The organism is Cutibacterium granulosum, assembly GCF_900186975.1.
Lineage (GTDB): Bacteria > Actinomycetota > Actinomycetes > Propionibacteriales > Propionibacteriaceae > Cutibacterium > Cutibacterium granulosum.
The window spans coordinates 716,055-737,654 of the sequence record NZ_LT906441.1 but is presented as its reverse complement, the minus strand read 5'-3'; the positions used below and the strand labels follow the sequence as shown (position 1 = coordinate 737,654).

Sequence of the window (21,600 nt, the reverse complement as noted above, 5' to 3'; positions counted from 1 at the left end):
CCCGATGCGCGAGTGGCGGAATGGCAGACGCGCTGGCTTCAGGTGCCAGTGCCCTTCGGGGCGTGGAGGTTCAACTCCTCTCTCGCGCACAGCGATCACAGGCCGGTGACGGAAAAGCTTCTGTCACCGGCTTTTCCATACCCGAGCTGGCCTGTGGACGACCGGCCACGAGCACTGGGTACGAAGCGGCACTGATGACGCTTGCCGATGGAGTGTTCCGCACCCCGTCTCTGCACGTGACACTGTTCGGTGCACTGGCGGATGCACGGTTACCCTGCTCGTAGTGCCACCCATGCCAGCAAAGGAATCCCATGAAGAAGGCGCTTCTCCTGGCAGTCGTCACCACATGTGCTGTCACCCCTACGATCACATCTGTTTCCCCAGCTCACGCAGCCGTTTCCCCCACTCCTTCAGCAGCCACACCGTCGTCCACCCGCCACACCGGCCATGCGGCAATCGGCGCAGAGACGAACGTCATCGATCACATCGTCGTGGAGCAGACCAACCAAGGCCTTCGCGCCCACGTCCACCTTCGCAGGGAGGGATTCCGTCCTTCCATGAGGCTGCACCCCCAGATCAGCGGGGACAAGGTCTACCAGGAGTACGAACGCAAGTCACCGTCCTCGGTGCACGGCCGAAAGTTCCGCAACCAGCTCGTGTGCCATCTGGCAACCGTCGGATACTGGAAGAATCCATGGAATCTTGAGGCGTGGCGACCAGATGTCGGCTATGCCAGAACGGTTCTGGCAGCATGCAACCCCGGCGACGAAAGGACGGTGACCCCATGAACCCCCTGAGCCATCCGGTCATGGGAATGCCCCTCATCATCGTGGGGCCCTCATCACCTGGGGCTCACTGACGACATTGAACCGCGTCCTCGACATGATCGACTACTCGGAACCGGGCAGCACTGCCCTACCGTGGACACCGCTCGCGCTGTTGGGGGCCACCCTGATCACCGGTGGCTGTCTTCAGCCGTGCTGGCGCCGCTACGCCAAGCAATGACGTTGCCCGTGGCCGAGCACAGTCCCGTGGCCGAGCACAGCATGGCGTGATCCGCACTGCCCGTCCGACGGGGTTCATGCTCCAGCGCCTTGCGACCCTGCTACTTGCCTGATTCAGATGCTGCTGTTTGCCTGACAGAAACCCTGCTACTTGCCTGATTCGATTGTCGGTCGTCCTATGATCGACGTATGGCCTACCTCCGACGCACCGTCGACACCGAGCTCGACGAACTCTTCGACGACGTCCCTGCCATCGCCATTGACGGTCCAAAAGCCGTCGGAAAGACCACAACTGCTCAGCACCGCGCCGAGGGCACACTGCGTCTTGACGACCCTGCAACACGCAGCGTCACCCAGGCAGACCCCTCCACCATCCTGCTTCGCAACCGTCCACTGCTCGTTGACGAGTGGCAACACGTGCCCGCCGTGTGGGATGTCATTCGACACAGCGTTGACGACGACCCCCACGGTGGGCAATTCCTCCTGGCAGGATCAGCCACACCGTACGAGCAGACACGTCAGCACTCAGGAGCTGGACGTATCGGGCGACTGCGGATGCGCCCGATGACCCTGCAGGAGCGCCAACTGACCGAGCCGACCGTCAGTCTTGCCGATCTTCTCACCGGTCGTCGGCCTGCGCTGCAGGGAGACAGTCGGTTTGGCCTGCCCGAGTACGTCGAGGAGATCGTCGCCTCAGGCTTTCCGGCGATCCGCACCATGCGGGAGCGAGCCAGGCGATTCGCAATCGACTCCTACCTACGCAACGCCGTCGACAAGGACGTCCCGGAACAAGGATTTGCCGTGCGCCGACCCGAAGCCATGATGGCCTGGCTGAGAGCATACGCGGCAGCAACGTCGACCACGGCGAGCTACTCCCAGATCCTCGACGCGGCGACCCCGGGGCAGGCGCAGAAGCCAGCACGTTCCACAGCAGATTCCTACCGCGGGGTGCTCGCCTCACTGTGGCTGCTCGACCCAGTTCCCGCCTGGTTCCCCTCCGGCAGCGTCCTCAACAGGTTGGGAAGTTCCCCCAAACATCATCTGGCCGACCCGGCACTGGCTGCGAATCTGCTTGGTCTGGATGCGTCGAACCTGCTCAACGCGGAAGGCACCCCGCTGGATCCTGCTTCTGGAACGATGCTCGGATCCCTTTTCGAGTCACTCGTCACCCTGTGCGTGCGGGTGCCTGCCCAGGCCCATGAGTGCCAGGTCCATCACCTGCGCACCCGCAACGGTGACCATGAGGTGGATCTCGTCGTGGAACGCCGCGACGGACGGATACTGGCGCTGGAGGTGAAGCTTGCCTCCACCATCACCGACCGCGACGTCAAGCACCTCACCTGGCTGCAGGAGGAGCTGGGGCCGAAACTACTCGATACCGTCGTCATCAGCACCGGCCCACAGGCGTACCGGAGGCCAGACGGAATTGGCGTGGTGCCCCTCGTTCTGCTCGGACTGTGATCCTTCTGCCACCTGCCTGATTCAGATGCTGCTGTTTGCCTGACAGAAACCCTGCTAATTGCCTGATTCGCCCTGTCATCCGTTGCCAGGGCAGTGTCGAGAATCTCCTCAGGACTGCCACGAAAACTCCGGGGAGCACAGCCAGCCGGCAGGTGCCCGCGCCACACGCCGGCAGCGCGGCACATAAACGTCACACTCGCATTGAAAAAAATTGCTGAGATTCTCTTGAACTGCAGTGTTCCCGTCGATCCTGCCCAGCCGGTGACATACCCTGTCATTCGTGACCTCGCGCCGTAAACTCACCCGCGTACTCGTCGCGGGGATGATTGTCCTCCTTCCGCTGTCCGCCTGCAGCGGGGGGTCGTCGGGTTCGAACAAGTCTGACGACTCCCCAGCAGCCAAGGCCACGCCGATCGTCGTCAAGGACAGCCTCGTCAACGGGGTCACGAGCACACACTCGACATTCACCACGCCACGGAACATCGACGTCAAGGTGCCCCAGATCGCTCCGGCCCGCAACCTCTCCCAGGCCATCGAGGTCGTTCGGGAGCGCAGCCTGCGCCAGGCCCAGTGGGACTCGGCGACAAAGGTGAGGCAGACGTCGTCCTTCGTCGCCTCATCGGCACAGATCCTCGGAGTCAAGATCTCGACGACGATCGAGGGGCCCAAGCCGCACACATTCGACACCACGCTGTGGTACGACGCCAACTACGGCCAGACCTTCTCCCCCAGCGTCCTCATCTCGTGGCCCGGATGGGCCAAGTTCCGCAACGCCGTCGGCCAAGCTGCCGACGACGCCTCCGTCGACAAGGCCAAGGCCCTGGCTGCCCTCCAGGAATCACCAGCCCCCTACGGCACCGGCCCTGCGATGTCGTTCGGCTCGGAGGGTGAACTGTTGGTGACGTTCCCCGCCGGGGTGTTGGACAAGGAACAGAAGACGCTCCTGGTGCCCAAGGACAAGGTGGATCCAGTGCTCTCCGACCTGGGGGTCAAAGCCCAGGGAGCATCATTGCACCCCTCGACCTTCTCAGGCACCCCCGATGCCCGCAAGACGTGGTGGAAGCCAGCCAACGACCGTCCTGCCCCGCAGTCCTCCCCCAACCTGCACCCACTGCCCGGCGACTCCACTGCCGGCAAGGATGCGTCCGCCGATTCGCATGCCAGGCCCAGCAAGCAGCCCACTGCCCCCTCAACCACCTCCACCGCCATCTCCGCGGCCCCGGTCAAGGACGGCGAGCACCCCTCAACCGCAGTGGGCATCGACTGCATCGCTCGGCAGTGCGTGGCACTCACCTATGACGACGGCCCCGGCAAGCGCACCGGCGAGCTCCTGAAGACCTTCGAGAAGCAGAAGGCTGCCGCCACGTTCTTCGAGATGGGCAATTCCATCGACGCCGCCCCAGACACCACCCGCCTGGTCGCTGCGTCCGGATTCGAGATCGGCAACCACTCCTCGACCCATCCCGACCTGGCGACCCTGAGCACCCAGACGCTCAAGACCGAGGTGGGTGGCAACTCCGACCGGCTGGCCAAACTCACCGGGCGACGCCCCATGCTGCTGCGTCCGCCCTATGGCGATCACAACGACACCGCCGACAAGGTCATCACCGACAACAACATGGCAGTCATCAACTGGAGCATTGACACCAACGACTGGCAGACGCACTCGGCACCGAAGACCTTGGATAAGATCAGCAAGGACGTCAGCATCTACACCGGGCCGATCACCCTCATGCACGACATCCACGACGCCGCCATCGACGCCAGTGCCACAGCCGTCCCGAACCTCACCAAGCGCGGCTACCAACTGGTGACCGTCTCCGAACTCACCCTCAACACCGGCGGAGTGCAGGCTGGTCATGGCTACTGCCGCGGCAACGCCCTGGTGCAGGACGGGTACCTCTGCAAGGGCTGAAGTCCCCACGGCGCAGGGGACGATCCACACCGTGTGCCGTGCAGGTACCAGAGACAGTGTGTGCCGGACCAGACACCGGAGACCGTGTGGGCGGCGGTGCAGGAGGATGTGCCTTCGCACCACCGCCACGCGTTCTGCCGAAGGTGTGGCGCGCCCGTGGCACAGCCCCTTGAACCTCGGAAAAGACTCTGAGCCTCGGAAGGGCGAGCCTCACAGCCAGCAGGAGCACGGCACGCAGCAGGCGGGCGTCTGCCTGCCATGACGTGCAGGACTATCTGACCACGTGCAGTTTCCGTCCCAGGCCGGCCACGGCGTCGGTGACCTCGGGAATCCGGAAGAGCTTGGACGCCAACACGAAGATTCCGACGAAGGCCACCCCACCGACGATCGTCGCCGCAGCATTGAGGAGCCACCGGCTGCCAAGCATCCCGAAGAGCTTGACGATGAACCAGGTCGGCACTGCCGCGAGCACCGACGCCCCGAGCAACCGCAGCCACTGGTCGATGACCGAGATCATGCCCAACCCATTCATCTGACGAGAGGCGACACGCACCCACACGATCGACACGATGGTGTTGGCGATGGTCTGGGCAGCCGCCACGACGAGCAGCGCCGTGTTCGCCGGAGCGATGAACACGGCCAGCAGGCACACGAGCTGAGCCCCCGACAACACCAACTGCATACGGAAATTGAGCCGTCCGTCCTCCCGGGCGAAGCAGTAACGCTGCTGCAGCGTGGAGACGCCGAACGGGAGCAGTCCCAGCCCCATGATGGCCACGGCCCAGGCGAGCACGTCGACCTGGCTGGGTTGCAGCCGGAAGATGGTCTGCACCCCTGGTCTGGCCAGAACGACCATGGCCAGGCTGCACGGGATGATGAGCAGCGCCGGAGCCGAGAGTCCCTTGCGCACCAGACGACGCATCCGCGGTTCATCCCCGTCGGCGAAGGCCTGACTCATCTGGGGGAACAACGCCGTGAGAATCGACGTCGTGATGAAGCTGTGCGGCAGCATGAAGACGAGGAAGGCATTGTCATAGGCCGCCACCGAGCCCGACACCTCCGGGTGCCGCAGCCGCACCCACGACAACAGGCGCTTGGTGAGGATACCCACCAGCTGGGAGACGAGCAGGGCGCTGAACGTCCACATCGTGATGCGCGCCGCGGCACCGAGCCCATGACCACGCAACCCGAACCTCGGACGCCAACGGAACCCCCCACGTCGCAGTGGGATGATGAGGAACAGCCCCTGCACGGCAATGCCCAGGGTGGTGAACCCGGCCAGCACCCAGACCATCTCACCGGTCCAGGTGGCCGGGTCGGGATGGGACCCCCACTGCACGAGGAACCACACCAGACCAGCGATCTGGATGAGGTTGGCCAGTACCGGGCTCCACATGAATGCTGCGAACTGGCTGCGAGCATTGAGCACCTGACCCAGAATCGCGTACAGACCGTAGAAGAAGATTTGCGGCATGACGATGAACCCGAACAGCACCGTCAGCTGGCGGGTCGCTCCCGACGCCGAGAAGTACAGGTCGAGCAGCCACGGGGAGGTCACCGTGGCGAGCACCGCCACGATGAGGACCACCCCGAAGGAGGCGGTGAGCAGCCGGTCGACGAAGTCCTGGCCCCCATCAGGTTGTTTCATCGCCTTGGTGATCTGGGGGATGAGGATGGCGTTGAGCACCCCTGCCGACAGCAGGATGAAAATGACGTTGGGCAGGGTGTTGGCGGCCTGGAAGGCGTCCAGGGCCAATGACGTACCACCGGCGACGGCCGTCAGCAGGAAGGTGCGCACGAATCCCAGCACCCGCGACACCATGGTGCCGGCCGCCATGACCACACTGGCTCGTCGGATGGAAGGTTCGGCAGGCGTGGCAGCCGTCTCACCCGCGACCCCTGCCGCACCACCAGCCGCCGCATCGACGGCCTCGGACTCCTCGGCCAGGTCCGTGACCGTCGGCTCCTCCTGAGCCGACCCATCACCAGTGGTCCGGGAGTATCCGCTCGCAGCGTGGTCAGTGACAGTCGAACCGAATTCGGCACCCGGGCGACGAGCTGTTCGGTGTGGATGAGGGCGGGCGCGTCGATCCTGCTCCTCACGTTGCCGCACCCGGGCCGCGACACCAGTGCCCAGCATCGTCGCATCGACGTCGAGGAAGTCGTAGACGTCGGGTGAGGACAGCGAATCGGGTACGCGGAGCAGATCGTAGACGTCCACCTCGTCTGAGGTCTGGTCTGCCGGTCCACGGCGATCCGCCGGGGAGAGCTTGCCGCTGGGCACTCCTCCCACCTTGTCAGACATGGATCAGCGACCCGTGCCCGCGTAGACGACGGCCTCACCTTCAGCATCCAGCCCGAAAGCGGTGTGGGCCGCACGTACGGCGTCGTCCACCTGATCGGCGGACACGACGATGGAGATACGGATCTCGGAGGTGGAGATCATCTGCAGGTTGATTCCCTCACTGGCCATGGCACGGAAGAATGTGCCCGTCACACCGGGATGGGAGCGCATGCCCACACCGACGATCGACACCTCACCGATCTGGTCGTCGTAGAGCAGGTCCTCGAATCCCAGTTCCCCCTGCAGACGACGCAGCGACTCGATCGCCTTGCGTGAATCGCTCATGGGCAGGGTGAAGGTGATGTCGGTGCGTCCGTTCATCACCTGCGAGACGTTCTGGACGATCATGTCGATGTTGATACCGGCATCGGCGATGGTCTCGAAGATACGCGCAGCACGTCCGACGGAGTCCGGGATGCCGGCGATGGTGATCTTGGCCTCGGAGCGGTCGTGGGCGACCCCCGAGATGATGGCTTCCTCCATGCCTGGCATCTCCTCGTGTTCCTTGGCGAAATCCGGATCACAGACCCAGGTTCCCGGTTTGTGTGAGAACGACGACCGCACGTGGATCGGCACATTCTCCCGCCGCGCGTACTCGACGCAGCGCAGATGCAGGATCTTCGCTCCGCAGGCTGCCATCTCCAGCATCTCCTCGTACGAGATCCGCGGGATGCGGCGAGCACCGGGAGCGATACGTGGATCGGCGGTGAAGACGCCGTCCACGTCACTGTAGATCTCGCAGTAGTCGGCGTCCAAGGCCGACGCGAGGGCCACCGCCGTCGTGTCGGAGGCTCCACGGCCCAAGGTGGTGACGTCCTTGGTCGTCTGGGAGACGCCCTGGAACCCGGCCACGATGACGACGTCCCCCTCGTCCAAGGACTTGACGATGCGACCCGGGGTGAGGTCGATGATACGGGCATTGCCGTGGGCAGCAGTCGTGATGACCCCGGCCTGGGAGCCGGTGTAGCTGCGGGCCGGCACCCCGATGTCGGACAGGGCCATGGCCAGCAGTGCCGCCGATTGACGTTCCCCGGTGGTCAACAGCATGTCGAGCTCACGGGGAGCCGGCTGTGGAGACACGTCAAGGGCCAGGTCCATGAGATCATCGGTGGTGTCTCCCATGGCCGAAATGACGACGACAACCTCGTTCCCGGCCTGTTTGGTGGCCGCGATCCTTCGGGCAACCCTCTTGATGGATTCGGCGTCGGCGACCGAGGACCCGCCAAATTTCTGGACGACTCGCGTCATCGCTCCTCCTGCATGTGCGGACACTGCAGTTTAACCTCTCCTGACGGATGAGACGGGAACCACCTCGCCCAGCACGGATCTTGACGGGCAGAATCGTGTTCTCCCACGCAGGGTGTCGGCATCGTGAGCAGTTTGGCCGAACTGGCCTCGAGCGTCGGCCAGCTCACTTACAGTGTCCCCATGAGCACCGTTGGTAGGAGTTCCCCATGCCTGAGTTCTCAGTGACGTGGCAGCGGGGCAGACACGCCGTCAACGGCGATCGCACCGGTGACTTCTTCCTCATGGTCGACGGACGGATCACCGCCCAGATCACCTGTCAACAGCTGCGCCCGGGCCTCGTGGGTCTGATGGTGGTGCTGATCCACCCCAGCCTCACCGAGCACCTGCACACATTCCTCATGGAACGTGTGCTCACCCAGCTGCGCTCGGAGGGGTCGAAGGTACATGCCTCCTCACCACGGGTCGTCGACTGGCTGCTCTCCCACCCCGACTACACCGAGATGTACTACCAGTCCTGAGCGCGCCACGAGAGCCGCCGTGTCCTTCCCGGCAAGGGCCTGCCGGGAAGGACACCAGCCACCCTGCTCAAGCCTTGACGACCTGCACCGCAAGGTCCAGATCGGGCTCGACGGCCCAGTCGGCCCCGCGCTCAGCGCGCGTGGCGCTCACCGCGAGCACCTCGTCGGTGATCTGGCCGAGGTGCTCCTCAACGGCTTCCGCCAGCTCCCCGGAGGCATCCCAGGCCAGCTCGATACGGTCGGAGACGTCCAGGCCGGCCTGCTTACGGGTGTCCTGGATGAACCGGATGACGTCACGGGCCAGGCCGGCGCGAGCCAGCTGCGGGGTGATCTCCAGGTCCAGGGCAACCGTCTCACCCTGCTCGTTGAGCACGCTCCACCCCTCCCGCGGACGCTCGGAGATGATGACGTCCTCGGCAGTGATGATGGCCTGGCCGCCCTCGACCTCGGCAACGGGGAGACTGACCGGCCCGGAGGCGAGGTCGGTGGCCAGTTGCGCGGCATCGGCAGCGGCAATCGCGGCAGCCACCTTCGGGGTGGCCTTGGCGAACCGCTTGCCCAGGCTACGGAAGTTCGCCTTGGCCGAGTGGTCCACCAGATCACCGGCGGAGCTGAACGACTCCAGCGCCACGACGTTGAGCTCGGACCTGATCTCGGCCTGCAGGTCGTCGTCCAGCTTGGCCAGGGCGGCACTCGAGATGAGTGCGCGGGCCAGCGGCTGGCGAGTCTTCACCCGAGCCTCGGCACGAGCACCACGTCCCAGCTCGACGATGCGCCGCACCACGGCCATGGCCTCGTCCAGCTGCTCGTCGACAACCGACTCGTCGACCGTGGGCCAGGAGGCCAGGTGCACCGACTCCGGCGCGCTGGGATCGGTGGTGACGATGAGGTCCTGCCACACCCGTTCGGTGATGAACGGCACCATCGGGGCCATGAGACGAGTGAGCACCTCAAGCGTCTCATGCAGGGTCCACAGGGCGCTGGGGTCCCCGGCCCAGAACCGGCGCCGGGAACGACGCACGTACCAGTTGGACAGGTCGTCGATGAAGGCGGCCAGCAGCTGACCGGTGCGCTGGGTGTCGAAGTTCTCCAGGGCATCGGTTACCTCGCGCACCAGCACGTTCGTCGCGCTGACCAGCCAACGGTCGAGGATGTGACGTTGTTTCAGGGCGGGGGGGACGACCCCCCCACACCCCCTCGACGGGCCATCCCCACAACCAGACTCGGCATCCGTGGCCACCGAACCGTCAACATCGTGAGCGGGGGGGACGACCCCCCCACACCCCCTCGACGGGCCATCCCCACAACCAGACTCGGCATCCGTGGCCACGGCTGCCGACTCAGTGGGTGCGGGTGTCCAGTCGTTGGCACGGGCGTACAGGGCGTGGAACGACACCGTGTTCCAGTAGGTGAGCAACACCTTGCGCACGGTCTCCTGCAGCGCCTCGTCCCCCACGCGACGGGCGCTCCACGGCGATCCGTCGGCGGTCATGAACCAGCGCAGGGCGTCGGCACCGTGGGCGTCCATGAGGGGGATGGGCAGCAGGATGTTGCCCAGGTGCTTGCTCATCTTGCGCCCATCGGCAGCGAGGATGTGGCCCAGGCACAGCACGTTGCGGTACGGGGACTGCTCGAAGACGAGCGTGCCCACCGCCATGAGAGTGTAGAACCAGCCGCGGGTCTGGTCGATCGCCTCGCAGATGAAGTCGGCCGGGAAGTTCTGCTCGAACTTCTCCTTGGAGCCGGGCACGTGCGGGTATCCCCACTGCGCGAACGGCATCGACCCGGAGTCCAGCCAGGCGTCGGCCACCTCCGGCACACGGCGGTAGGTGTGGCCGTCGCGGGTGAAGGTCACCTCGTCGATGAACGGGCGGTGCGGATCCATGCTGGTGAGGTCACGCCCGACGTGCTGCGAGAGTTCGGCAAGGCTGCCCACACAGATGACGTCGGAGGGGTCGTCCTCGTTGCGCCACAGTGGCAGCGGGGTACCCCAGTAGCGTGAGCGCGAGACGGCCCAGTCGATGTTGTTCTCCAGCCAGTCGCCGTAGCGGCCATGTTTGATGGTGTCGGGGAACCAGTTGGTCGACTCGTTCTGCGCCAGCAGCTGCTCCTTGAGCTTCGTCGTGCGGATGTACCAGGACGGCTGGGCGTAGTAGATGAGCGGGGTGTCGCAGCGCCAGCAGTGCGGGTAGGAGTGCCAGTGCATCTCCAGCCGGAACATGATCTCGCGCTTGTCGAGGTCTTCACAGATCGGCTTGTCGGCGCTCTTGAAGAACATGCCGCCGACCAAGGGGAGGTCCTTGCAGAAAGTGCCGTCCGGCTCGATGGGATTGACCAGCGGCAGGCCGTACTTGCGGCAGGTGAGCAGGTCGTCGGCACCGAATGCCGGGGCCTGGTGCACCAGGCCGGTGCCGTCCGAGGTGGTGACGTAGTCGGCAAGGATGATGAAGTTCGCGTCGGCCGGGGTGGGCCGCCCGTCGGCGGTGACGTGCTCGGTCGTCGGCCAGTCCAGCAGCTCGTAGGGACGCTGGTAGGTCCACAGCTCCATCTCGGAACCCAGGAAGGACTCTCCGGTGAGGCTCCACCCCTCACCGAGCACCTGCTCGAAGAGCGGCTCGGCGATGACGAGATCGTCGCTGGTCGGGTCGGCGGAGCTGGCACTCGCCGTCGTGTCGGCGCCCTCGGGGTCGGGATCCTTGTGGACGACGACGTAGCGCACGTCGGGGCGCACGGCCACTGCGGTGTTGGAGACGAGGGTCCACGGTGTGGTCGTCCACACCAGCAGCTGGGCGCGTCCGGCCAGTGGCCCCGAGGTCACCGGGAAACGCACGTAGATCGAGGGGTCACGGTCATCCTGGTAGCCCTGAGCCAGCTCATGGTCGGACAGGGTGGTGCCGCAGCGTGGGCAGTAGGGGGCGACGCGGTGGTCCTCACCCAGCAGCCCCTTGTCGAAGACCTGCTTGAGCCCCCACCACACCGACTCGACGTAGGACGACTTCATCGTCCAGTAGGCGTCGTCCATGTTGACCCAGTAGCCCATCCGCTCGGTGAGTTCGCGGAAGGCGTCGACGTGGCGGGTGACCGATTCGCGGCACTTGGCATTGAAGGGTTCGACGCCGTACTGCTCGATGTCGGGCTTGCCGGAGAACCCCAGTTCCTTCTCCACGGCGAGTTCCACGGGAAGTCCGTGGCAGTCCCAGCCGGCCTTGCGGTCGACGTGGTAGCCGCGCATGGTGCGGTAGCGCGGAAAGACGTCCTTGAACACCCGAGCCTCGACGTGGTGGGTACCCGGTTGGCCATTGGCGGTGGGGGGCCCCTCGAAGAAGGTCCACGGTTCACCGTCCTTGGTGGCCTCCAAGGTCTTCTCGAAGGTGTGCTGGCGATGCCACAGGTCGATGATCTCGTGCTCCATCGCGGGCAGGTCCACCTGTGGTGGCACGGCAGCATAGCGGCCGGCTTCGGGGGTCGTCTCGCTCATCGGATGCAGTCCTTCGTCTCGTCGGTGTGACGAGGGACGAGAACCCGGACGTCCGGGGTACCCGCGGTACCACCCTCATTGCGTCCCAGCAGATGACCCTGACGATCCTGGATCAGGACGGCTTGACCAAGTTGGTGTCGCTCGTCCCGATCGGCGCTGGTGACGCCGCTCATTGGCCCACCGCTGCCGGGTCTAGTGAGGCTTGCGCCCGTTCTTCCGGCGGCTCCGGGGTGATGGCCCCATCATCGCTGTGCGGTCCACCACAGTGTAATCCCGTTCAGAGACGCTTCAGCAACCCCTCCACGATCTGGGCAACGCCGTCGTCGTCATTGGACTCGGCAACGTGATCGGCGGCCGCCTTGGCCTGCGCGACGGCATTGCCCACCGCCCAGGAGGTGCCGGCCCAGGTGAGCATCTCGACGTCGTTGGCACCGTCGCCGAAGGCGACGACGTCGGCACGATCCACCCCGAGGTGCTCACACAGCAGGGCCAGACCGGAGTCCTTCGTCACCCCGGCAGGGCTGATCTCCAGCATCGGCACCCCCGAGGTCGTGACGTGCACCTGGTCGCCGCCCACCGAGACGGCCAACCGAGCCAGCTCGTCAACCGGCATGCTGGGGTGACGAGCCACGAGTTTGAGGCAGTCCTGGGCCACGACGTCCTCCAGCGGCAGGGACGGCATGGTGCGCGGGTCACGATTGTGGTCGGCCACATCGGCCAGCTCGGCATAGCCCGTCTGGGAGACGAACTCCTCCCCGTCGTCCCGAATGGTGGCGAACACGGTACCGGGAGCGACCTTCAGCAGATCTTGGGTGAACCGCTGGCACATCTGGGCGTCCATGAGTTGACGGAACAGGATCGTCTCGTCGGCAAGATTCCAGCAGATGGCACCGTTGGAGCACAGCGCCCAGCTGGTCAGGACGTCTCGCCACTCGGACAGACCATGGATCTGACGGGCGGTCACCGGCACCACCGGCACCCCGGCGCGTGCCGCTGCAGCGAGCATGCGGCGAGTGCGTGAACTGAGCTGCTTGTCGCCGGTGAGCAGGGTTCCGTCCAGATCGGTGGCTATCAACACGAGCATCAGTCTATCGGGGCCCCGATCAACCCCGGCTCGGTTCCTCGATCACCCCGAAAGATGCGCCTCGCCCAGGCCCTCGATGAGGCATCCCCGGGGTTCCTGATGAACTGACCGCAGAAATCCCCGATTCTTTGGGAATTCGGCTGCTGGGGCGACACAATGAGAGATGCCGATCAGGGCGGCGGAGCTGCCACGCACCGTGCCGACGCTTCATGATCGCCACTGTTGAACCACGCACCGAGGAAGGACGACGATGGCATCTGATCATGGACACGGATCTGGCCCCGGCCCCATTGACGACGCCATCTTTCGCCCGAACCAGAAGCCCCGGCAGAATCATCTGACGAACTCCGCGGGGTCGGATTCCGCGAGGTCAAACCCCACCGACTCCCCCGGGCCGCTGGACGACGAACCCACCGCCGTCGAGATGACCCTGCGCCCCGAGGAGCTCACCGCCATCGAGGCGTCGACGACATGGTCGGTCCCGGCGATGACGACGACCTCGCCCATGATCAACCAGCCGAGCCCCACGCCCCAGCCGGCCAAACCCCCGCCCAGGGCCCGACGCATCTTCGGGCTCCCGTTGGATCGCTACCTGCGTGACACCAAACCGTTGCCGTTGGCCTCCGACCTGCAGTCCGCCGAGGACGACATGGAGGCCCGCCAGGCCCGTCTCGTCGTCGACCTGGTGGAGCGAGTCACCTCGATGGCCATCTCGGTGGGCGCCTCCGCCTCCGAAGCCGTCGCGATGGCCCTGCGGTTGGCCGCGACGTTCGGTATCACGATTCACGTCGACGTCACCAACACGTCCGTCATCGTCACCCAACACCGCAGCATGGACGACGACCCCATCACCTCACTGCGCGTCGTGCGAGGACGCACCTCGGACTACCAGCGCCTGGGCCGACTGCAGAAACTCGTCGACCAGATCTGCAATGGCGAGGTCGATCTGGAGGACGCCCGCAGCCACCTGGAGGCCCTCGTCGCCGCGCCCCGGCTGTACCGACCGTGGTTCGTCACCCTCAACATGGGGTTGATGGGGGGCGGCATCTCTTGGCTGTTCAGCGGATCGATCTGGGACGTCCTCCTGGCCTTCTTCACCACCTGCCTGGTGGACATGGCGGTGCAGGCCATGGGACGCCGACACGTTACCAGTTTCTTCACCCAGGCGGTGGGCGGCGCCGTCCCCACCGTCATGGCACTGCTCGTCATGATCCTGCAGTGGAAGGCGGACATGACCCTGCCGTTGTCGCCCTCCCTGGTCGTCGCAGCGGGGATGATCTCACTGCTGGCCGGCACGTCGATGGTGTCCGCCGCGCAGGACGCCATCGACGGCTACGTCGTCACCAGTTCGGGGCGATTCGTCGACGTCTTCGTCCAGACCGGCGGCATCATCCTCGGCGTGATGGGCGTGCTGTGGATCGGCCTCAAGGTGGGCACCCCGTCATACATCAACCCGACGGTGTGGGTCTCCGGACCCATCATCACGCAGATGCTCGCCGCCGCCATCGTCTCCTGGTCGTTCGGGGTGTCCTGCCACGCCGGTCTGCGAGTCCTGGTGACCTGCGCATTCCTGGGGGCGATCGGCTGGGGCGGTTATGTCCTCGGTGCGGCCCTGGGAATGTCGGCCCCGGCAGCCTCCGGGGTCGGCGCATTCCTGGTGGGCATGGCAGCCACCGCCGCCTCCAGGCGATGGGACTTCCCGCAGGTCGGACTGGTCACCTGCGGTGTCGTCACACTCATGCCCGGCATGATGATCTATCGCGGCCTGTACATGATTCTGGGCTCACAACTTGACCAGCCGAGTGCCGCAGGCGGTGGGACGGTCCTCATGCAGGCCCTGCTGGTTGGCATCGCCATCGCCATCGGATCCAGCCTCGGTGCGCTGACGGTACGCCCCCTCATCGTGCCACTGGACCACGCCTCGCGGCTGGCGACGTTCCGGTCGTGGGGCATGGGAGCCACGGTGCCGCGCGAACGTACCAGCTCACGGGGTATCAGGAAGCGGTGGCGTAGCTTGAAGGAGCGAAAGGCAGCTGGGACGAGCTGACGCGTGCCACGCTCCCCATCGCACGGCCCCACCGCTCACTCATCTGCCCCACCACTCACACGTGGCGTCGTGAGGTCTCGAACCCCACACCGGTGGACGTCATCCCCCGATGGTTCCTCGATCGGTCCGTGCAGTGCCCAGCTCGAAGGAGGCGGTCAGAAACACGCCGGCAGGGGTTCATCGCACAGCAGACGTCACACGTGGTCAGATCGCCCGGTCCGCCTGACGGTTGTCCACGTCCACCGACCCGTCGGTTCCACGTCCACCTGACGCACCGCTCCACGCCTACATGACACGTCGTCGCCACTCCGGGACGGAACGCACCGTCAGGTACACCATGCCACCCAGCACGATCGGCACGCCGAACACCAGTCCGGCCAGCTGGCCCCATGGCACCCACGTCAACGTGGCGTGCCGCCTCAGGAGAGACAGGGCGATGATGGGAGGCACCGCCCCCACCAGTGCTCCGGCAACATGTCCGACGAAGGTGGAGACCAACGTCTGGATCGCCGTCATCCTACGCATCGATTCGCGGGAAGCCCCTATGGACGACAGGGTCTCGCGTTGGGACCGGGAATCCGCCAAGGTCAGGACGGTTGTGAGCATACCGATGGCCATGAGCATGACGATCGCGATCCCGGTACCCCGATTCACGATGATGCGCCCCATCCGCGAAGGTCCGGAATCCAGCACGAGGGTACTGGTGGGACCAGAAGCCGCCGTCAATGACCGGCTGATGGCTCTTCGATCATGAGCGCTGATCCCATGCGACGTCCGAGCCCATATGTCTCCCTCGCTGGTCTGGACGTCCTGGTCCGCCACGCCGAGCAACCGAGCAGCCGCATCCCGACCGATGAGCACGGGAACTTGAGTGGCCTCGGTGTGGAATGGCGCCCGGAAGGCATCGACCTGCCTCACCTGGCTCAGTTGGGTGGCTGCCTCGCTGAACATCCCGATCGTGAGCTTGCCATCCTCCAGCTGATCGTGATTGAGCACCACCGGTCCGCGATGCAGGGCATCCAGAACGGCAGCATCAGGCTCGTGCCCGGTGATGACCTTGTACAGCGACCCGTCATCAACGACGACCGGAAGCTGCGAACCCGTGACCTCACGCAGACCGGTGTGGGACTCCTCGGAGGCTGGGCGCACACCGACATTGGACACCTGTGCCGTGAGGATGTCACAACCCGACCGTCGCCGGCACCCCGGCTGCTTGATGAGTTCCTCAGTGACATGATCAACTGGCCCCACAGTGGCCTGAACCACTGCGATCTGTTGGGTGCGCACCACCTCGGGAACAGGGCGACCGGGAGCAACCGTCGACTCCAGCACGGCAACGTTCCTGGGCAGCCGGGGTGTGTAGTGATCCACGTCCAGCCGATCGACGAATCCGCCGATGGTCAACACGGAGCTGAACAGCGTCATGACGGCCATCGATGCCGCCACACAGGCCGAGGCACGCTCCCGATTGCGATCCATGTCGCGCAGGGCGAGGGTGACATAGACCCGCCGTTTGGGAAACTTCCCGACACTCCAGTGCAGCACCCACGGGATGGTCATCAAGATGGCTGGGTACAGCAACATGACGCTGAGGAGTACCGGAAGCAACACCTCACTGTCGGCGAGCTGGGTGACGGAATGGCCGACTGCCGTCGTGTGGGGCACCACGATCATCACCGCAAATGCCAGCAGGGACAGGATGAGAATGATCCATCGACCGCCCAGCCTCCTCGGGGGCCGCAAGACATCTCGCACTCCCAGCAACGGATTGGTCGAGGCGACCTGCCGGGCCGGCAACCACGACGCCATCAGTGAGGACACCAAGCCCATGACGATGGCGCACAGGGCATACCGCCAACGAAATGACATGGGCACCGGATAGTCCAGGGAATTGAGGTTCTGCAGCCAGATGACGAAATTGGCTCCTCCACACCCCAGCACCGCCCCCAGGATGGAACCAGTCAATCCGAGCACCAGTCCCTGCTGCAGGACGATTCCCACGAGTTGACGCTCCACTGCCCCCGTCGTGCCCAGGATGGAGAGGGTCTGCCGTTGCCGCTGGGCACAGATGACGAAGGCCGAGGCAGCCACCGTCGCGCTGATGAGCGCCACGAGCGCTCCGCCGGTGAGGATCTGCGCAAGGAGCTGGGTACGTACTTCGATCGAGTAGTCACCGGACAACGCAGCACGACTCACGACGGCCAGGCCCATGTCATTGAGATGGTCGACCTGTGCAGCTGTGAGCTGGGGACCGCGCACGAAGTAGCTGGGGAAGGTGTCGGAGACCACCAGAGAGCTTTCCGGGCGCACCCAGACCTCCGGCTCCCAGGTCTTCGAGGAGCGAACCAGACCGGTGAGAAGGTACTGCCTGCCATCCATGGAGACCTTCGTACCCACCTGCCAGTTGAACTGCTTGGCCGTGGTGGCTGACGCCCACATCTCGCCGGCAGCAGGCATCGGGGCGTTCGGGATGACGAGACGCCGGTTGAGCATGCCGGTGAGATCAATGCCGTACACCCGCACATTGACCCAGGTCTGCCCCCACCTCAGCGGTTGCCGGGCGGTGCGCATGCGATGCAATTCATGATTGTCGAGCGTGAGCTTCTCCAGCGCCTTGCTCTGCTCGGTCTCCAACTCGGCCGGAGTGCTGTCCACAGCAGAATCCCCGCAGGAACGGCGGCTGAGCCCGTCCTGTCGACAGTGACCGTCCCAGTTGTCGATCCGCTCGACGATGAAGTCTGCGTCGCCCAGGATGTCACGGATCTGATCGTTCGGAGTGAGGTACTGCGCTTCGAGCGCGGTGCCCATCGCCGTCACGAAGATCACGGGCAGGGCGATGAGCATGACGATGACCATCGAGCGGTATCGGTGCTGGGTCATGTCCCGCCAGGCCAGTCTGGACAGCAGGTTCAGACGGGCCTCGCGACGATGCCCGTGTCGGAACAGCACGGCCCTGTGATGCCGAGGTGCCGCCCCATCGGATGGTTCCGCTCGGTGTCGCGTCTGCCCAAGATGATCATCCTCGCCCGAGACGTCACTCATGTCCACGGTCCGTCATCGGGGTCGAACGGATCGTCGAGGTCGCCGAACGGGTCAGGTGGCATGGCGTCGGGGATCTCGGGCCCGGTCTGATCATCATCGGACGCGACGCCGGTCACATCATCGGCAGGCTCAGCAGCGTCCACGATGTCGGCGACGTCGTCCTGCAGCAGTAGGTCCATCGGATCACTGTAGGCCGCCGTCTCGTCAACGAGGACGCCGTCACGCAGGAAGACGACCCGATCGGCCCACCCAGCGTGTCGGGCCTCGTGGGTGACGAGGAGGACGGCGACCCCGGAATCGGCCAGATCTCGGATGAGGGACATGACCTCGTCACCGGAGGTCGAGTCCAATGCGCCAGTGGGCTCGTCGGCCAGGAGCATGCGACGATCTCCCACCACGGCGCGGGCTATCGCAATGCGCTGGCGCTCACCTCCCGACATGTCATCGACGAAACGATCGGCCAGCTGCGCCATGGAGAATTGTTCGAGCACGGACATGGCAGTCTCACGTGCTCGAGAGCCGGGAACCCCGTCGAGTTCGAGAGGCAGGCAGACGTTCTCCATCGCCGTGAGGGTCGGGACGAGGTTGAGTTCCTGGAAGACGAATCCGAGCTGACGCCGTCGTATCCGTGCCAGATCGTCGCGACTCAGCCCATCCAAGGACTGTCCGGAAATGCGCACCTGCCCGCCGGTGGGCCGCTCCAAGCCCCCGGCGATGGCGAGCAGGGTGGACTTGCCAGAGCCCGAGGAACCCATGATCGACACGAATTCCCCGGTGTCCACCGACAGGTTGACGTCGTGCAGGGCGGTGACCTCGCCCTGTCCATGACCAAACGAACGAGTCACATGATCGAGCGCAATCACCGGTTGACGAGCAGCGCTGGGAGTAGACGTCGTATCTCGCGATGCGCCCATACCTGCCTTCAAGGTTCAGACCTCCAGAGCTCAGCCCTCCACACCACCAAACGGTGGCGTGGCATCCTCGCGACAAGGATACAGAGCCTACGGGGTACTGAAGCTCACGGGAAGCAGTCGCACAGAGCCATTGCTCATTCTGGCTTGCCTGCCTCCGGTGCAGGACTGGCCTCAGCGCGCGAGCTGAGCCTCACGTGCCGGGGACTCCTCGGGAGCCTCGACGCGCTTCTGATGGGAGGCACGCACCGCGGCAGCCTCGCAGTGGTCGAGCCAACGGATCTCCGCCTCGGCATCGAAGACCATCCGCTCCAGGATGAGCTGACCGGCAAGATCATCCTCGGCAATGGTGCGGCGAACCTGACGGTACTGTTGCAGGGCCGAGACGGTCACCCGACGCTGGGCCTGCACGATTCCTGCAACGTCACGTCCCTTGGTGGATGCAGCGATGGCCAACTTGATGGCGATCTCATTGCGAGGTGGCGTGTCCTGGACGACCGGGTTGCCGAACCACTCGTCAACGGCGTGACGGCCTTCCTCGGTGATGGTGACGATGACACGCCCGTCTTGGTTCTCCTCGCCGCGTACGCAGAGTCCATCGCGCTCCAAACGCTCGAGAGTGGTGTACACCTGACCGATGTTGAGCGGCCAGGAGTGATTGGTTCGCCGATCGAACTCAGACTTGATCTGGTAGCCATGGCGCGGCCGCTCGGCAAGCAGTGCCAGGATGGCGAACTTGATGGACATGGTCCCTCCCTGTGCGTTGCACCAATGAGCGGAGCTCACCGATACAACGAATCGATTTCAGTGTCGACATATCTAGGAACCCCACAGCCTCGAGAAATATTCCTTCCCCTGCCATGCAAGGCTCATACACATGCCATACATGTAACTGAAACGGCTCAGCAGCTTGACGACACCCGCTCACGATGCCAACAACACGTGCCCATACGCAGCGTGCCAGCCATTTCTTGCTCCCAAGGGTATCTCACGGCATATCGCCGAACACCACCACCCCCTCCTTTGCCAGGACCACACAGGAGATGTCCTTGTGACCAGTGGTTTCAAGCGAGAAACTTCACAGTTCTGTGTGCTTTCCTGTGTTTTCCCTGAGAATTTCTGTGTGTCCCTGAATCTCTGTGTGTCTCTGTGGGGCCCGCTGCCATGCAGCGTCTGCACCGGGAGAGATGCCACAGTCGCGGGCAGCGCGATAGCCATGGTGGCGTCATGACCGCGAGGAGTTCCATGGCCCCACCCTCTGAGGACGCCACGGCCCCATCGGAACCACACCGCCATACCCCCTCCCCGCAGGCCCGACGTGCCCGCATCGGCACCCTGCTCATGTTCACCGTCAATGGGATGACATTCGCCTCACTGATACCGCGCCATCCGCAGATCAAGGCCGATCTTGACGCGTCCCGGACGACATGGGGACTCGCCGTGGGACTCGGGCCACTCGGTGGGCTGACCCTGGGGTTGTCCGCAGCTCACCTCATACGCCGACATGGTTCGCGCACCATTGCCCTGTGGCCCCAGATCCTCTCGACGACCTGCCTCCTCCTGCTGGCCCGCGCACCACACACCGCATGGGTGTTCGTGGCGATGATCGTCATGAACGTCTTCGACGCACTCACCGACATCGCCATGGACAATGTCAACTCCACCCCGGGACTGGCGGCTGGGTCCGGCCTCACGGTGGCGACGTGGAGCAGAAGGTTGGGTTTCATGATCCACCCCGTGCTCATCGGCCTGCTGGGCGACACCGTCTCGCTGCGTTGGGCGCTGGTCTGCCTGCCGGCAGGGGCAGCGCTGATCCTGATGGCCACCCCGGCGTTCCAGCCAGTCACAGCGGCGCCCCCGGACCGACACATCCACAGAGGCGATGACAGCCTGAGTCTGATCGATCAGCGACCGGTCAGGCGTTGGCCTCGACGTGCCGCCGCCCCTCGAAGGCACGTCCCAGGGTGACCTCGTCGGCGTACTCCAGATCACTGCCGACGGGGAGCCCGGAGGCCAGACGCGAGACCGCCACCCCCATCGGCGCGATGAGCCGGGAGAGGTAGGTGGCCGTCGCCTCACCTTCCAGATTGGGGTTGGTGGCCAGAATGACCTCGGTGACGGTGCCATCGGCCAGTCGCTGCATGAGTTCGCGAATGTGCAGATCGGACGGGCCCTTGCCATCCAACGGCGAGATGGCACCACCAAGGACGTGGTACAGGCCGCGGTACTCGCGGGTGCGCTCGACGGCGACGACGTCCTTGGACTCCTCGACGACACAGATCACCGTCTGGTCCCTGCGCGGGTCGCGGCAGTACTGACACTCCTCGTCGGAGGAGACGTTGAAGCAGATGTCACAGAACCGGGCCTTCTCCTTGACCTCACGCAACGCATCCGCCAGCGCGCCGACCTCCTCGTCCGGAGCATCCAGGACGTGGAAGGCGATGCGCTGGGCACCCTTGGGACCGATGCCCGGCAGTTGCGCCAGGGCATCGATGAGGTCCTGAAGCGGACCGTCGTACATGTGGTCTCCTCCTCGATCACTGTGGCA

14 protein-coding genes, 1 tRNA gene and 1 pseudogene are annotated in these 21,600 nt (G+C 64.9%); 7 read left to right on the top strand and 9 right to left on the bottom strand.

The window, feature by feature from the left end; genetic code table 11:
* Positions 1-6: 6 nt before the first annotated feature.
* The 4 genes from CKV91_RS03070 to CKV91_RS03055 all read left to right on the top strand — a co-directional run bounded on the left by CKV91_RS03070 (position 7) and on the right by CKV91_RS03055 (position 4,380).
* Positions 7-89: transfer RNA gene (locus CKV91_RS03070), tRNA-Leu, on the top strand.
* Positions 90-311: 222 nt separating this feature from the next.
* Entirely contained in the window at positions 312-788 is a 477-nt protein-coding gene (locus tag CKV91_RS09340; RefSeq protein WP_065860826.1) for a DUF2599 domain-containing protein, read from the top strand.
* A 405-nt stretch (positions 789-1,193) separates the two neighbouring features.
* A complete protein-coding gene (locus CKV91_RS03060; protein WP_065860827.1) occupies positions 1,194-2,465 on the top strand; it encodes an ATP-binding protein in 1,272 nt (423 codons plus the stop codon).
* 280 nt (positions 2,466-2,745) lie between these two features.
* Complete coding sequence (locus CKV91_RS03055) at positions 2,746-4,380, top strand: polysaccharide deacetylase family protein (protein ID WP_155942635.1); 1,635 nt, start codon at positions 2,746-2,748, stop codon at positions 4,378-4,380.
* Between the two features lie 271 nt (positions 4,381-4,651).
* Here the strand turns inward: CKV91_RS03055 and murJ are convergent, their stop codons facing one another.
* A complete protein-coding gene (murJ, locus tag CKV91_RS03050) occupies positions 4,652-6,685 on the bottom strand; it encodes a murein biosynthesis integral membrane protein MurJ (RefSeq protein WP_051167201.1) in 2,034 nt (677 codons plus the stop codon).
* A 3-nt stretch (positions 6,686-6,688) separates the two neighbouring features.
* Entirely contained in the window at positions 6,689-7,972 is a 1,284-nt protein-coding gene (locus CKV91_RS03045; RefSeq protein WP_021105886.1) for an aspartate kinase, read from the bottom strand.
* Positions 7,973-8,178: 206 nt separating this feature from the next.
* Between CKV91_RS03045 and CKV91_RS03040 the strand changes: the two genes are divergently transcribed.
* Entirely contained in the window at positions 8,179-8,490 is a 312-nt protein-coding gene (locus CKV91_RS03040; protein ID WP_065860828.1) for a GNAT family protein, read from the top strand.
* Positions 8,491-8,557: 67 nt separating this feature from the next.
* Here the strand turns inward: CKV91_RS03040 and ileS are convergent, their stop codons facing one another.
* From ileS to CKV91_RS03030, 3 genes are all read right to left on the bottom strand, one after another.
* Positions 8,558-11,968 (bottom strand): isoleucine--tRNA ligase, encoded by a 3,411-nt coding sequence (ileS, locus tag CKV91_RS03035; RefSeq protein WP_065860829.1) that lies wholly within the window; start codon positions 11,966-11,968, stop codon positions 8,558-8,560.
* Positions 11,965-12,141: a hypothetical protein gene (locus CKV91_RS09335; RefSeq protein ID WP_157738714.1), complete on the bottom strand. Its 177-nt coding sequence runs from the start codon at positions 12,139-12,141 to the stop codon at positions 11,965-11,967. Before CKV91_RS09335 ends, ileS begins: the two co-directional genes overlap by 4 nt.
* A gap of 104 nt (positions 12,142-12,245) precedes the next feature.
* Entirely contained in the window at positions 12,246-13,046 is an 801-nt protein-coding gene (locus CKV91_RS03030; protein WP_065860841.1) for an HAD-IIB family hydrolase, read from the bottom strand.
* Positions 13,047-13,302: 256 nt separating this feature from the next.
* Here CKV91_RS03030 and CKV91_RS03025 point away from each other — a divergent pair, with 256 nt between their 5' ends.
* Positions 13,303-15,099, top strand: coding sequence for a threonine/serine exporter family protein (locus CKV91_RS03025; RefSeq protein ID WP_065860830.1), 1,797 nt, complete (start codon positions 13,303-13,305; stop codon positions 15,097-15,099).
* A gap of 285 nt (positions 15,100-15,384) precedes the next feature.
* Here CKV91_RS03025 and CKV91_RS03020 read toward each other — a convergent pair whose 3' ends face one another.
* The 3 genes and pseudogenes from CKV91_RS03020 to CKV91_RS03010 all read right to left on the bottom strand — a co-directional run bounded on the left by CKV91_RS03020 (position 15,385) and on the right by CKV91_RS03010 (position 19,799).
* The gene (locus tag CKV91_RS03020; RefSeq protein ID WP_157738712.1) at positions 15,385-17,979 is read right to left on the bottom strand and encodes an ABC transporter permease; all 2,595 of its coding nucleotides are present in this window, start codon (positions 17,977-17,979) and stop codon (positions 15,385-15,387) included.
* A 329-nt stretch (positions 17,980-18,308) separates the two neighbouring features.
* Positions 18,309-19,055: pseudogene (locus CKV91_RS03015) on the bottom strand (ABC transporter ATP-binding protein); the annotation flags it as partial.
* A gap of 171 nt (positions 19,056-19,226) precedes the next feature.
* Positions 19,227-19,799, bottom strand: a complete 573-nt coding sequence (locus tag CKV91_RS03010; protein ID WP_021103822.1) for a PadR family transcriptional regulator — start codon at positions 19,797-19,799, stop codon at positions 19,227-19,229.
* 498 nt (positions 19,800-20,297) lie between these two features.
* On the opposite strand from CKV91_RS03010, the gene CKV91_RS03005 reads away from it, so the two are divergent.
* Positions 20,298-21,020, top strand: a complete 723-nt coding sequence (locus tag CKV91_RS03005; RefSeq protein WP_065860832.1) for an MFS transporter — start codon at positions 20,298-20,300, stop codon at positions 21,018-21,020.
* Here CKV91_RS03005 and recR read toward each other — a convergent pair.
* Positions 20,968-21,573, bottom strand: coding sequence for a recombination mediator RecR (gene recR, locus CKV91_RS03000; RefSeq protein WP_021103820.1), 606 nt, complete (start codon positions 21,571-21,573; stop codon positions 20,968-20,970). The two genes, CKV91_RS03005 and recR, sit on opposite strands and share 53 nt — an antisense overlap.
* Positions 21,574-21,600 lie beyond the last annotated feature (27 nt).

Bases quoted from the DNA above. Each gene is read 5' to 3' on its own strand.
- CKV91_RS09340 (WP_065860826.1), top strand. From the start codon at position 312: ATGAAGAAGGCGCTTCTCCTGGCAGTCGTCACCACATGTGCTGTCACC.
- CKV91_RS03060 (WP_065860827.1), top strand. From the start codon at position 1,194: ATGGCCTACCTCCGACGCACCGTCGACACCGAGCTCGACGAACTCTTC.
- murJ (WP_051167201.1), bottom strand. From the start codon at position 6,685: ATGTCTGACAAGGTGGGAGGAGTGCCCAGCGGCAAGCTCTCCCCGGCG.
- CKV91_RS03045 (WP_021105886.1), bottom strand. From the start codon at position 7,972: ATGACGCGAGTCGTCCAGAAATTTGGCGGGTCCTCGGTCGCCGACGCC.
- CKV91_RS03040 (WP_065860828.1), top strand. From the start codon at position 8,179: ATGCCTGAGTTCTCAGTGACGTGGCAGCGGGGCAGACACGCCGTCAAC.
- ileS (WP_065860829.1), bottom strand. From the start codon at position 11,968: ATGAGCGAGACGACCCCCGAAGCCGGCCGCTATGCTGCCGTGCCACCA.
- CKV91_RS09335 (WP_157738714.1), bottom strand. From the start codon at position 12,141: ATGAGCGGCGTCACCAGCGCCGATCGGGACGAGCGACACCAACTTGGT.
- CKV91_RS03025 (WP_065860830.1), top strand. From the start codon at position 13,303: ATGGCATCTGATCATGGACACGGATCTGGCCCCGGCCCCATTGACGAC.
- CKV91_RS03020 (WP_157738712.1), bottom strand. From the start codon at position 17,979: ATGACCCAGCACCGATACCGCTCGATGGTCATCGTCATGCTCATCGCC.
- CKV91_RS03010 (WP_021103822.1), bottom strand. From the start codon at position 19,799: ATGTCCATCAAGTTCGCCATCCTGGCACTGCTTGCCGAGCGGCCGCGC.
- CKV91_RS03005 (WP_065860832.1), top strand. From the start codon at position 20,298: ATGGCCCCACCCTCTGAGGACGCCACGGCCCCATCGGAACCACACCGC.
- recR (WP_021103820.1), bottom strand. From the start codon at position 21,573: ATGTACGACGGTCCGCTTCAGGACCTCATCGATGCCCTGGCGCAACTG.